Origin of the sequence: Halolactibacillus sp. JCM 19043, from assembly GCF_001310395.1 — a bacterium.
Lineage (GTDB): Bacteria > Bacillota > Bacilli > Bacillales > Amphibacillaceae > Halolactibacillus > Halolactibacillus miurensis.
Window position 1 is genome coordinate 1 of the sequence record NZ_BAXD01000020.1, and the last position, 12054, is coordinate 12054.

Annotated in this window: 12 protein-coding genes, 2 tRNA genes and 1 pseudogene; 10 read left to right on the forward strand and 5 right to left on the reverse strand. The window is 39.6% G+C overall.

Going from position 1 to position 12054, the window contains the following annotated elements:
- Positions 1-46: 46 nt before the first annotated feature.
- The 7 genes from JCM19043_RS10095 to tsaD all read left to right on the forward strand — a co-directional run bounded on the left by JCM19043_RS10095 (position 47) and on the right by tsaD (position 3977).
- Positions 47-123 (forward strand) — tRNA-Met (locus JCM19043_RS10095).
- 5 nt (positions 124-128) lie between these two features.
- Positions 129-205 (forward strand) — tRNA-Asp (locus JCM19043_RS10100).
- A gap of 155 nt (positions 206-360) precedes the next feature.
- A complete protein-coding gene (thiL, locus tag JCM19043_RS10105) occupies positions 361-1356 on the forward strand; it encodes a thiamine-phosphate kinase (protein WP_062322224.1) in 996 nt (331 codons plus the stop codon).
- Between the two features lie 9 nt (positions 1357-1365).
- Positions 1366-1827 (forward strand): tRNA (adenosine(37)-N6)-threonylcarbamoyltransferase complex ATPase subunit type 1 TsaE, encoded by a 462-nt coding sequence (gene tsaE, locus JCM19043_RS10110; protein WP_062322226.1) that lies wholly within the window; start codon positions 1366-1368, stop codon positions 1825-1827.
- Positions 1824-2516, forward strand: a complete 693-nt coding sequence (tsaB, locus tag JCM19043_RS10115) for a tRNA (adenosine(37)-N6)-threonylcarbamoyltransferase complex dimerization subunit type 1 TsaB (protein ID WP_062322228.1) — start codon at positions 1824-1826, stop codon at positions 2514-2516. Before tsaE ends, tsaB begins: the two co-directional genes overlap by 4 nt.
- Complete coding sequence (gene rimI / locus JCM19043_RS10120; RefSeq protein ID WP_231631493.1) at positions 2506-2949, forward strand: ribosomal protein S18-alanine N-acetyltransferase; 444 nt, start codon at positions 2506-2508, stop codon at positions 2947-2949. The genes tsaB and rimI overlap by 11 nt, the downstream gene beginning before the upstream one ends.
- Positions 2946-3977 carry a tRNA (adenosine(37)-N6)-threonylcarbamoyltransferase complex transferase subunit TsaD gene (gene tsaD / locus JCM19043_RS10125; RefSeq protein ID WP_062322229.1) on the forward strand — a complete coding sequence of 344 codons (1032 nt, stop codon included), beginning with the start codon at positions 2946-2948 and terminating at the stop codon, positions 3975-3977. The genes rimI and tsaD overlap by 4 nt, the downstream gene beginning before the upstream one ends.
- A 306-nt stretch (positions 3978-4283) precedes the next feature.
- Here the strand turns inward: tsaD and JCM19043_RS10130 are convergent, their stop codons facing one another.
- Positions 4284-6215: an ABC-F family ATP-binding cassette domain-containing protein gene (locus JCM19043_RS10130; RefSeq protein WP_062322231.1), complete on the reverse strand. Its 1932-nt coding sequence runs from the start codon at positions 6213-6215 to the stop codon at positions 4284-4286.
- Positions 6216-6447: 232 nt separating this feature from the next.
- Here JCM19043_RS10130 and JCM19043_RS10135 point away from each other — a divergent pair, with 232 nt between their 5' ends.
- Positions 6448-7080, forward strand: coding sequence for a redox-sensing transcriptional repressor Rex (locus JCM19043_RS10135; RefSeq protein WP_062322233.1), 633 nt, complete (start codon positions 6448-6450; stop codon positions 7078-7080).
- A gap of 125 nt (positions 7081-7205) precedes the next feature.
- Here JCM19043_RS10135 and JCM19043_RS10140 read toward each other — a convergent pair whose 3' ends face one another.
- A complete protein-coding gene (locus tag JCM19043_RS10140; RefSeq protein WP_062322235.1) occupies positions 7206-7415 on the reverse strand; it encodes a DUF4305 domain-containing protein in 210 nt (69 codons plus the stop codon).
- A 4-nt stretch (positions 7416-7419) separates the two neighbouring features.
- The gene (locus tag JCM19043_RS10145) at positions 7420-8139 is read right to left on the reverse strand and encodes a CPBP family intramembrane glutamic endopeptidase (protein ID WP_062322237.1); all 720 of its coding nucleotides are present in this window, start codon (positions 8137-8139) and stop codon (positions 7420-7422) included.
- 229 nt (positions 8140-8368) lie between these two features.
- On the opposite strand from JCM19043_RS10145, the gene groES reads away from it, so the two are divergent.
- Both groES and groL read left to right on the forward strand, forming a co-directional pair.
- Positions 8369-8653, forward strand: a complete 285-nt coding sequence (gene groES / locus JCM19043_RS10150; protein WP_062322238.1) for a co-chaperone GroES — start codon at positions 8369-8371, stop codon at positions 8651-8653.
- Positions 8654-8716: 63 nt separating this feature from the next.
- Positions 8717-10338: pseudogene (gene groL / locus JCM19043_RS10155) on the forward strand (chaperonin GroEL).
- Between the two features lie 82 nt (positions 10339-10420).
- On the opposite strand, the gene JCM19043_RS10160 reads toward groL, so the two are convergent.
- Both JCM19043_RS10160 and JCM19043_RS10165 read right to left on the reverse strand, forming a co-directional pair.
- Positions 10421-11116: a class F sortase gene (locus tag JCM19043_RS10160; RefSeq protein ID WP_062322241.1), complete on the reverse strand. Its 696-nt coding sequence runs from the start codon at positions 11114-11116 to the stop codon at positions 10421-10423.
- Positions 11100-11894, reverse strand: a complete 795-nt coding sequence (locus JCM19043_RS10165; RefSeq protein WP_062322243.1) for a DUF4397 domain-containing protein — start codon at positions 11892-11894, stop codon at positions 11100-11102. The genes JCM19043_RS10160 and JCM19043_RS10165 overlap by 17 nt, the downstream gene beginning before the upstream one ends.
- Positions 11895-12054: the final 160 nt, after the last annotated feature.

The window sequence follows — 12054 nt, forward strand, 5'->3', positions numbered from 1 at the left end:
TTGCCAAAAGGCAATTTATCGTTTATAATGAATACATTCATATCGTCGCGGGGTGGAGCAGTCTGGTAGCTCGTCGGGCTCATAACCCGAAGGTCATAGGTTCAAATCCTATCCCCGCAACCAAATATGGTCCGGTAGTTCAGTTGGTTAGAATGCCTGCCTGTCACGCAGGAGGTCGCGGGTTCGAGTCCCGTCCGGACCGCCATTTTTTTAAAAGGTAACTGTATCTTATTCAGTAATGAATAATGATATGGTTTTTTTAATGCCTTTTTTAAGGTGAATATAGGATAAATCTTCGATTTCTTTTGGAATATTTGCTATGATGGTTGTAGCAAATATGTAAATGAAGGACGGTCTACTATGAATGAATTTGAATTTATTGATTCAATTACACAAGGTTATTATCGACAGAGTAGCGTCATTAAAGGCATTGGTGATGATGCAGCTGTTCTCAGGCACCCTTACCATGATCTTGTGACGGCAGTTGATACAATGGTCGATGGGATTCATTTTTCAAAAGAAACAGTCCCCGCTTTTTATATTGGATACCGTACGTTAGCCGCAAACATCAGTGATATCGCCGCCATGGGAGCCGTACCGACGTCTTATATGATCTCTCTTGTTGTCCCAAAAGATTATTCAGATAATGAACTTCAAGCGATCTATCAAGGGATGGACCAATTAAGTCGCAAGTATCATATGGATTTGATCGGTGGAGACACCGTCACAGGCGATCAATTAGTCGTCTCAGTGACGATTCATGGGTTAGTAGAGAAAGATAAGGCTAGACTAAGAAGTCATGCGAGAGATGGGGATATTGTCTTTGTGACAGGCACATTAGGTGATAGCCGTTTCGGTCTTGGCCTATTGTTAGACGAATACAAAGATCAATCCTATCGTGATCGACTTGATAAGATTGATCGTGATTATTTTATTAACCGGCATCAACAACCAACACCTAGAGTAGATTTCGCAGAAGCTCTAAAGTCACTAAGGCGCGTAGCATTAAACGATGTCAGTGATGGGATTGCGAGTGAAGCACATGAAATTGCCAAATCTTCACAGATGACGCTTTTTATTGATGATGATCAAGTGCCTGTACATCAGGATATGTATAGTTTACCTGATGAGCTTATTCATGATTATAAGTATTCAGGTGGTGAAGACTTTGAACTATTGGGAACTGTTTCAGAACAAGACTTTCCTTTTGTCGTAGAGGCAGCACGTCGGCATCACTTACCGCTGCGTCAAATTGGCTATGTGAAAGATAGTGAACAAACAAATGGACAGGTGTATCTAAAAAAGCAAGGTACACTGAAGCGATTAAAAAAAACGGGTTATACCCATAAAAATTAGGTGAAATAAATGACAGAAAAAACATATCACGTATCTACACCAGAAGAAACAAAACGCTTAGGTGAAAAAATTGCTTTACTACTCAGACCAAATGATTGCCTGACTTTAAGTGGTGATTTAGGCGCTGGTAAAACAACATTTACGAAAGGTTTAGGAATGGGCCTTGGTGTCAAACGGACAATTAATAGCCCAACTTTCACCATTGTTAAAGAATATCAAGGTGAAAAACCACTGTATCATATCGATGCTTATCGTTTAGAAAATGAGGAAGAAGATATTGGTTTTGATGATTATTTTTACGGTGACGGTGTGACGGTTGTTGAATGGCCTCAGTACATTGCCTCATTTTTACCTGATGAACGACTTGATATCACTATTAAGAAAGTAGATGAGAGTGATGAGCGCATCATTACGCTAACATCGACGAGTGCCTATTTTGATTATGTTATAAAGGAGATCCCTCACATATGATTCTAGCTATGGATACATCGACTGATGTGTTGAGTGTGAGCTTACACAACGGTCAGGAGATTATTGAAGAATACAGTTCCAAAAATAAAAATAAGCATTCCACACGATTAATGCCAGCTATTGATCGTATTATGAAAGAAGCCAAAGTTACGCCACAAGATTTAACGAAAATTGTTGTCGGGATGGGTCCAGGTTCATATACCGGGGTAAGGATTGCCTTATCTACAGCTAAAACAATGGCCTGGACATTGAATATTCCTGTCGTTGGTGTATCAAGCTTACGAGCCCTTAGTTTACAAGCAGCGGGAGATGACTATGTGTGTAGCTTCCTCGATGCGAGACGCGGTCTTGTGTATGCGGGACTATACGATAAAGCCGGCAACGAGGTCTTACCTGAAGTGAACATCTTAATGGACGAGTGGCTTGAAAAATTAGCGGCACTCAACAAGCAGGTGACCTTTGTTAGCCCAGACTTAGATAAGTTTCAATCACTTATCGGGGAGCATTTAGGTGACCGGGCTCTATACAAACCTAATGGACATCATTTAATGCGCGCCGGATTATTAGCTGAAGTAGGTAAAGACTTCGGACCAACCGATCCTCATCTACTTGTGCCCAACTATTTACGTTTGGTTGAAGCAGAAGCGAAATGGTTAGAAAAACAAAAGGCAGATCAACATGACCGTTAATATGAGACTGATGCGGGTGGAAGATCTCGATGTTGTAGCTGAAATAGAAAAGGCGTCATTTCCGACACCCTGGTCACGAAATATCTACAGAGAAGAGCTAACAGAGAATAATTTTGCGCATTACTATGTCATTGAGAATGATCAGGGTGTTGTCGGCTTTATCGGAGCTTGGATTATTTTTGATGAAATTCAAGTGACAAATTTCGCCGTGTTACCGAGTGAAAGAAAAAAAGGCTATGGCCGTATGCTTTTTCAATATTTAATTAATAAAGCTTTACTAAAAGGTGGACGATTGATGTCCTTAGAAGTACGTAAAAGTAATCTAGCTGCACAAAAAATATATCAATCATTTGGACTAAAAAAAGCTGGCATTAGAAAACGGTATTATACCGATAATAATGAGGATGCCATTGTTATGTGGGTGGAATTATGAAAAAGACAGATCAAATCAATATTTTAGCAATCGAAACAAGTTGTGATGAGACAGCCGCGGCAATCATTCAGAATGGTCATACAATCTTGAGTGAAGTTGTTGCGACACAAATAGACAGTCATAAACGTTTCGGTGGTGTTGTTCCTGAGATTGCTTCAAGACATCATGTGGAACAGATGACACAAGTATTAGAAGAGACCTTAACAAAAGCGTCACTCACGATGGAGGAGATTGATGCTGTTGCAGTAACAGAGGGTCCAGGATTAGTAGGGGCGCTCTTAGTCGGTGTGGCAACCGCAAAAGCGTTAGCTTTCAGTCACCAGTTACCGCTCATCGGTGTCCATCATATCGCCGGGCATATTTATGCCAATCAACTCGTTGAATCCTTTAAATTTCCGCTACTATGTCTTGTTGTTTCAGGTGGTCATACGGAACTTATCCTAATGAAAGAACACGGGAAGTTTGAAGTGATTGGTGAAACAAGAGATGATGCGTGCGGAGAAGCATACGATAAAGTCGCCAGAGTACTCGATGTTCCGTATCCAGGTGGTCCGCATGTTGATAAACTCGCCAAACTTGGAAACGATACATTAAACCTACCGCGTATTTATTTAGAAGAAGATAGTTATGATTTTAGTTTTAGCGGTTTGAAATCTGCGGTTATTAACACAGTTCATAATGCAAAACAAAAAGGCATAGCCTTAAAGAAAGAAGATATCGCCTGTAGCTTCCAAGAAAGTGTTGTTGAAGTGCTGGTTGAAAAGACGTACCGCGCCAGTGTTGAATATGGCGTGAAACAGGTGGTTGTCGCGGGTGGTGTGGCCGCCAATAGTCGTTTGAGAGAGGCGCTTCGTGAGCGGTTTAATGACCCAGAGGTGACGTTATCGATTCCCCCGCTAGCTTTATGTACCGATAATGCGTCGATGATTGGGGCAGCTGCCTACAATGATTATCAAAAACAAGCGTTTCGTGGTTTAGATTTAAATGCGAATCCAGGATTAGATTTAGAACAATACGGAAAGAGATAAAAGAAAGTTACCCACAAGTTATTAGCGGAATGTGGGTAACTTTTTCAATAGGCGGTAGATCAATGATGAATACGCACACAAAAATGTGGATAAATATATGAAATCTTGTGGATAGTGTGCATAAGTCGGTTGATAACTATTATAGCAATCTTTTAACTGTGGATAAGAATCTGGATGATATTCCTATATACAAGTTGAATTACCCCCACCTAACATTCTAACGAATGTTTGAGGAAGGTGTCTTCTCGCTCTAAGACGATAAAAAATCATTTGCCTCACGTGACAAATGATTTTTTCTGCGTACGATTATGACTCCTCGTCCTGATGTAGGGTTTCCCATTCTTCCATCAGCGATTCAATCGTATCGTTTAATGTTCCGTTTTCTTCTGTTAAAATGAGTGAACGCTCATGGTCTTGAAAGACTTCGGGCTCACACAACAATGCTTCATTTTCCTCTATTTTAGCTTCATGGTCATGAATGAGCTGTTCGATTTCTTCGATACGGCGAATTTTCTTACGCTCTTGTTGCTTTTTTTGTTTTTCTTCTTCAAAACTCGTTTTTTCTTTTGCAATCGTTTTGGTATGATCTTTATTAGTAAGTGCGTTAATCTCGGCTATTTCTTGCTTTTTCTCAACATAGTAATCATAATCACCTAGATAGATGGTGGCCCCGTTTTTTGATTGTTCCACGACGGTCGTCGCTAGTTCATTAATAAAATAACGGTCGTGTGAAACAAAAATGATCGTCCCAGGGTAGTCGAGTAAAGCGGCTTCAAGAATCTCTTTACTATCTAAATCTAAGTGGTTCGTCGGTTCATCAAGAATTAATAGATTCGCTTGTTGCATCATTAATTTAGCCAGTGATAAGCGTGCTTTTTCTCCTCCACTTAACGCATGAACTGGTTTTAATACGTCATCACCACTAAATAAAAAATTACCAAGGATGGTCCGAATATCTTTTTCATTCATCATCGGGTAATCATCCCATAATTCATTTAAGACCGTTTTCCGTTGACTAAGTTCAGTTTGTTCCTGATCATAGTAGCCAATGTCTAGCTTTGCGCCGTACTGAATGTCTCCGCTAGAAGCGTTTAATTTCCCGATAAGGATTTTTAATAATGTCGTTTTCCCGACCCCATTAGGACCAACAAGTGCTAATCTGTCGCCGCGATTAATATTAAATGAAACAGCTTCAAAAATAGGGGTAGGATCATCAGGATAACAAAAACTAAGATTGTCTACTTTTAAAACATCATTCCCACTTCTGCGCTTTACGTCAAATGAGAAGTGCGCACTTTTCTCATCCCCTTGTGGTGAATCCATTTTGTCCATTTTCTCAAGTTGTTTACGTCTACTTTGAGCGCGCTTTGTTGTTGATGCTCTAGCGAGATTCTTCTGCACAAAGTCTTCCAATTTTTTGATTTCTGTTTGTTGTTTGTCAAATATTTTTAATTCTTGTTCATAGTCACGTGCTTTTTGGTCTAAGTAGTATGAATAATTCCCGTGATATTTTTTTGATTGTGTGCGAGACAGTTCATAGACCGTGTTAACGGTTTTATCTAAAAAGTAACGGTCGTGAGACACAATGACAATCGCCCCAGCATAATTATTCAGGAAGTTTTCAAGCCATGTTAATGTTTCAATATCCAAGTGGTTTGTTGGTTCATCTAATATTAAAATATCTGGTTTTTGTAGTAATAATTTGGCGAGAGCCAGTCGTGTCTTTTGACCACCACTCAGTGTATGAATCAGCGTGTCAAAGTCGGATTCATAAAAGTTCATGCCATGTAAAACACTGCGGATGTCTGATTGGTATTGGTAGCCTCCGTTATGTTTAAAATCGATTTGTCGCTGGTCATACTGATTTAGTAATTGTTGATACTTTGGTTGATCTTGGATAAAGGCTGGATCGCCCATTTTCTGTTCCATTTGTCGTAACGCGCGTTCTTCATTAATTAATCCTTCAAATACGGTTAGCATTTCATTATAAATGGTGTCTGTTGATTCAAGTCCGGTATGTTGCGATAAATAACCGAGCGAGACGTCTTTTGCCTGGTGAATCTCACCCTCATCGTATGATAATTCACCTGCCATGATCTTTAGTAACGTTGATTTCCCTGCACCGTTACGTCCAACAACCGCAATCCGGTCTTTCGTTTGGATTTCTAGTTTAATATTGTCTAGAATCGTATCAGCACCAAAACGCTTTACTAGTTGATTTATTTGCATTAATATCATTTATTTCACCTCATCTAAGCTAGTGTATCGCAACAGGCAGAGATGTTGCAAGCAAATTACTAGGGGTTTGTGATATAATTGTATATACTAGGTGTCGTATTCAGAAAACAGACAAGATAGTTTTTTTTTGGTACACTAAAGATAAAGATAAAAAAGATAACAACCATCGACGAGTGATCAATATATACTTACAGCGAATAGGGATAGATATTAGTAAAAGAGGAGAATGACAATGGCATCACAAAACAAAATTCCACAAGCAACCGCGAAACGGTTACCACTGTATTATCGATTTTTAAATAATTTACATTTACAAGGCAAATCACGCGTGTCTTCTAAAGAGTTAAGTGAAGCAGTCAAAGTTGATTCAGCGACGATTCGTCGTGACTTTTCATATTTTGGCGCATTAGGTAAAAAAGGTTACGGATATAATGTTGAATACTTACTTGGCTTCTTTAGAAAAACCCTTGATCAAGATGAGACGACAAAAGTTGCCTTGATTGGGGTAGGTAATTTAGGAACAGCTTTTCTGCATTACAACTTTACTAAAAATAATAATACGAAAATCGAAATGGCCTTTGATCTGGATCCGAATAAAATCGGCACAGAATCAGGCGGCGTACCGATTTATTCAATCGATGATATGGAAGACCATTTAGAAGATGTGCAAGCGGCTATTTTAACCGTGCCTGGTGCAGTCGCACAAAACATTGCTGAACGACTGGTCGCTGCTGGCATTACGGGTATTTTAAACTTTACACCGGCGCGTATCACCGTACCAGATGAGGTGCGTGTGCACCACATTGATTTATCGGTTGAGTTACAATCATTGATATACTTTATGAAACACTATCCTAACGCTTAATAGGTGATTAAAATGAATAGGCCTAGCCTATACTTTTATTTGATAACAGAAGATTAAAAAAGAACAACCCGATAAGGGCTGTTCTTTTTTTAAACATATTGAAGCAACATCAGACGTAAAAACGTCTATTTTTTTTGATCTTTTTTCTTGTTTTTGATCTTCACGTGTAGCTTAAATAATCGATAACTGGCACCTAAATCAAAGGTGGCGAGGACGGTCAAGAAAATCGTTAATGGATTTAAGACAGTATCTTCAATGGCCTCAAAGGCAAAATAGATGAATAATAAACCGATAAATAAATATAAATAAGCATGCATGAGTGGTGAAATACGCATGATGTTACCCCCCAAATATAATAATCTGTAGCTGTTCTAGTTGTTCCAATAGTTCTTGTAGCTCTGCTGGTTGGTAAGTAAATTGTATAAGGACGACAATACTATTCATAGCCACATGAGCAAAAATCGGAACGATAATACGTTTCGTTTGGACATATAGGAAACTAAACACAAGCCCCATAATAAAATAAACAAGCAAATGTGTAAAGTCCGCATGAACAAGCGCAAAAATTAAGGATGAAACGAAAGCGGCGATTAAAAAGTTCGTCCGTTTATTCATCTCACCAAAAATAATCTTTCTAAAGATCAATTCTTCAAGAATCGGACCAATCACACTAACGACAATAATAAAGACGGGAAAATTAAACGCAATCGCCATAATTTCTATCGTATTTTGGGATTGTTCCGTAATACCAAAGACAAGCTGTTGAATAATATTGGCGAAAGCTTGCCCTAAAAAGGCTAAGAAAACACCGGAAATTGACCAAATGATGGTTAGAGGTAGATCTGTTCTTTCTGGATGTCGAGGTAAGTGACGTTCGCGTTTCAGTAGTAATAACGAAACAAGTAGCGCCACAATAAAGCTAAATACTTGCCAATAAATCAATAGTTGTTGGGTGAAACTATCACTAAAATTTTGTAACTCAGCAAGTGCTAAAACAAAAAAAGCAGAAAACTGAGCAATAACATACGTAACGATAATGCCAATGTAACGTTTCGGCATAACTATTCACTCCTTCGTAAGACCAATATACGTATTCTACCATACTTTTGTGAGAACCTTAACTGATGTCATTTAAATCGAAAGACAAAAAATATTTTAAAAAAATTAATCAGAATACTTGAAAAAGAGACGCGAGTTCATTATTATAATAATTGTGTTAGCACTCTAAAACGTCGAGTGCTAAAAATAACTTAAATAACTTTTTTAATAAATGGAGGAGGATTTCTAAATGCTTAAACCATTAGGAGATCGTGTCATTATCGAACGTGTTGAAGAGGAAGAAAAAACAGCGAGTGGTATTATTGTACCTGAGTCAGCAAAAGAAAAACCACAACAAGGACGTGTGGTGGCGGTAGGTAAAGGTCGCGTAGCAGATAATGGCAGCGTGATCGTATTAGATGTGAAAGAAAATGATAAAGTGGTCTTCCAAAAGTATGCAGGAACTGAGCTAAAGCATGAAGGCAAAGACTATCTTATTTTACGTGAAGACGATATCTTAGCGATTATTGGCTAATAACCAATCTGAAAAGCAGAACATAAGAAACAGTTTAAGAAACATTTGAGGAGGAATTTTACGATGGCAAAAGAAATTAAATTTAGTGAAGACGCACGTCGCTCAATGATGCGTGGTGTTGATACATTAGCAAATGCAGTGAAAGTCACACTTGGACCTAAAGGGCGTAATGTTGTATTAGATAAAAAATTTGGTTCGCCCCTTATTACGAATGATGGCGTGACCATCGCAAAAGAAATTGAATTAGAAGATAAGTTTGAAAACATGGGTGCTCAACTTGTGCAAGAAGTGGCCTCACAAACAAATGATGTGGCCGGTGACGGTACTACAACCGCTACAGTACTTGCGCAATCAATGATTCAAGAAGGACTTAAAAACGTTGCTTCAGGTGCAAACCCAGTGGGTGTACGTCGCGGGATTGAAAAAGCGGTGAAAGTCGCGATTGAAGAATTAAAAGCAATCTCTAAGCCAATTGAAGGCAAAGATTCCATTGCCCAAGTCGCATCAATTTCAGCGGCTGATGAAGAAGTGGGTCAGTTAATCGCTGAAGCGATGGAACGCGTGGGTAACGATGGTGTCATTACGATTGAAGAATCAAAAGGCTTCTCAACGGAACTTGAAGTAGTCGAAGGGATGCAATTTGATCGTGGTTACCAATCACCTTACATGGTATCAGACCAAGATAAGATGGAAGCTGTCTTAGAAGATCCATATATCTTAGTGACGGATAAAAAAATTAATACGATTCAAGATGTGTTACCAGTGTTAGAACAAGTCGTTCAACAAGGTAAGCCACTCTTACTTATTTCTGAAGATGTTGAAGGCGAAGCACTTGCCACATTAGTCGTCAATAAATTACGCGGTACATTTAACGCCGTTGCCGTTAAAGCTCCAGGCTTTGGTGACCGTCGTAAAGCCATGCTTGAAGATATTGCGACACTTACTGGTGCTGAAGTCATTACAGAGGACTTAGGTCTTGATCTTAAGAGTGCAACAATCGAGCAATTAGGTCGTGCTTCTAAAGTCGTTGTCACTAAAGAAAACACAACCATCGTTGAAGGTGCAGGTAATCCAGAAGTGATTAGCTCACGCGTCCAACAAATTCGTGGTCAAATTGAAGAAACAACGTCTGAATTTGATCGTGAAAAACTTCAAGAACGCTTAGCGAAATTAGCTGGCGGTGTTGCTGTTGTTAAAGTTGGAGCGGCGACAGAAACAGAACTTAAAGAACGTAAATTACGCATCGAAGATGCTTTAAACTCAACACGTGCGGCAGTAGAAGAAGGTATTGTCGCTGGTGGTGGTACAGCCTTATGAACGTCTACAACAGTGTGAAAGCACTTGACTTAGTCGGTGATGAAGCAACTGGTGCAAGCATCGTTCTTCGTTCACTTGAAGCACCTGTACGTCAAATTGCGATCAATGCAGGTCTTGAAGGTTCTATCATCGTTGAGCGTCTAAAAGGCGAAGCGGTTGGTATGGGTTATAATGCGGCAACCGATGAATGGGTAAACATGATTGAAGCGGGTATTGTAGACCCAACGAAGGTTACACGTTCAGCGCTACAAAATGCAGCGTCAGTAGCGGCGATGTTCTTAACAACAGAAGCCGTTGTCGCAGAAATTCCTGAAGATAATGCGGGACCTGACATGAGTGGTATGGGCGGCATGCCAGGAATGATGTAATAAAGAGTATAAACAAACGCCAGATAACAGTGACAATGCTGTTATCTGGCGTTTTTTCTTTATGCTTAAAGTAAAGGTTGTATTATTTCTGACTCTCGGTTTCATTCATTTGTTCAGTAAAAACGACCAGACGTTCACTATGTGTTCCAACATTTCGATCAAATTCACCGATACACGTAATCAAGTTTAAGCGTTGTTTACTGGTGGGGCCAAAAACATCATCAAGTGCCGTTGTGTCATAAGGATAACGTTTTTTACCGACAACAGTAAATTGACGTGTTTCGCCAGTATCATCCGTGATGGTCACCGTATCACCTTGTTCTAGTTTGTCGAGGTCATAAAAAACACTTGGACCGTTACGATCACTGACATGACCAGCAATGACAGCTTGGCCTTGAGCGCCAGGTTTTGATCCATATTTATACCAGCCAACATTATCGACATTTTCAGGTACCCCCATTTGACCGTTTGCTGTTTCACCAACAAATTCAACGGACGCATCGACATTGATTTTTGGAATCGTCAGCTGAGTCGGGGTAAGGCCGATAGGTCCCGACTGAATCGGGTTCAGAGTGATTTTTCTCGGTTCACTAAAACCGTTAGACCGGTAAAGATGACTAGATTTAAAATAAGGCGTGAAGCTGTCATCTATGACAGCTTCACTCACTTTCATTAATGGATTCGTCCGTAATTGATAAGCATTGACCCCAATATGACCAAAACTAATGAGGGTGATGACACTTAAACTTATTACGATAATTTTATCGCTTAACCGCACGGCGTTTTGTCACAAATAATCCTAATGCCCCAAGAGATAATACACCTACAAGGAATGGCAATGTCATTGATTCAGTTGTTTCAAAACCAGTTTGTGGCATAGCTTCTGGTGCCATTTCGGCATCATCTACAACTAATACTACATCTAGTGAGCTAGGATCAGCTCCCACAGCATAAGCGTTATAAATTTTATTTGCTTCAAGTGTTGTACCTGACAAGTCAAGGACCTGGTCTGTTGTACCTGCGGCACGAATTTCTAAATCATACGTACCAGGGTCAAGTGTTAAGTAATCTGTAACGGCAAAGAACTCAGCGCCTTCAACAAGAGCATCGCCACCGATTAAACCGACATCAACCGCTGGACTACCAGGTGAAAGGTGACCGACACGAATGTTGGCTTTTCCTTCATCAACCGTTAAGTCATCCACAAACGCTTCTAAGCGGAAACCATCTTCAAGTAAACCAACAGCTGCGACAGTGTAACGCGTATTAGCTTCTACTGAAACTTCTTGTTCGTAGACAGCTTCTTCTGCACCAGTTGCATGAATAGCAATTTGGTACGTACCTTCTTCTAATTCAAGATAGCCGGTAATATCTTTAAAGCTGGCATTTTCGACAGCCACCTCACCGTTAACAAAAACATCAACAGCCGGTGCATCTGGTGAAGCGTGAAGGACACGAACCATCGCGTGATGTCCCTCCGCAAAAACAGGGAGTTGTAAAAGTGACAAGAGTAAGACGACAAGTGATAAAATAACCAAACCTTTCGTTTTCTTCATTTTTTTCCTCTCCTTTTTTGTTGTGTGGTGTAAACGATTGTGGTTTACATTACTCTTAATACCATCATATTTTGATTTCAAAACATTTTTAGCGTATATTATGTAAAGATGAGTGTATAGACATAGGTTTGAGGGAGTTTTATGGGTATTTTTCCAATCG

What these genes read in the sequence shown, in the direction of transcription:
- thiL (WP_062322224.1), top strand. Translation starts at nt 361, where the DNA reads ATGAATGAATTTGAATTTATTGATTCAATTACACAAGGTTATTATCGA.
- tsaE (WP_062322226.1), top strand. Translation starts at nt 1,366, where the DNA reads ATGACAGAAAAAACATATCACGTATCTACACCAGAAGAAACAAAACGC.
- tsaB (WP_062322228.1), top strand. Translation starts at nt 1,824, where the DNA reads ATGATTCTAGCTATGGATACATCGACTGATGTGTTGAGTGTGAGCTTA.
- rimI (WP_231631493.1), top strand. Translation starts at nt 2,506, where the DNA reads ATGACCGTTAATATGAGACTGATGCGGGTGGAAGATCTCGATGTTGTA.
- tsaD (WP_062322229.1), top strand. Translation starts at nt 2,946, where the DNA reads ATGAAAAAGACAGATCAAATCAATATTTTAGCAATCGAAACAAGTTGT.
- JCM19043_RS10130 (WP_062322231.1), bottom strand. Translation starts at nt 6,215, where the DNA reads ATGATATTAATGCAAATAAATCAACTAGTAAAGCGTTTTGGTGCTGAT.
- JCM19043_RS10135 (WP_062322233.1), top strand. Translation starts at nt 6,448, where the DNA reads ATGGCATCACAAAACAAAATTCCACAAGCAACCGCGAAACGGTTACCA.
- JCM19043_RS10140 (WP_062322235.1), bottom strand. Translation starts at nt 7,415, where the DNA reads ATGCGTATTTCACCACTCATGCATGCTTATTTATATTTATTTATCGGT.
- JCM19043_RS10145 (WP_062322237.1), bottom strand. Translation starts at nt 8,139, where the DNA reads ATGCCGAAACGTTACATTGGCATTATCGTTACGTATGTTATTGCTCAG.
- groES (WP_062322238.1), top strand. Translation starts at nt 8,369, where the DNA reads ATGCTTAAACCATTAGGAGATCGTGTCATTATCGAACGTGTTGAAGAG.
- JCM19043_RS10165 (WP_062322243.1), bottom strand. Translation starts at nt 11,894, where the DNA reads ATGAAGAAAACGAAAGGTTTGGTTATTTTATCACTTGTCGTCTTACTC.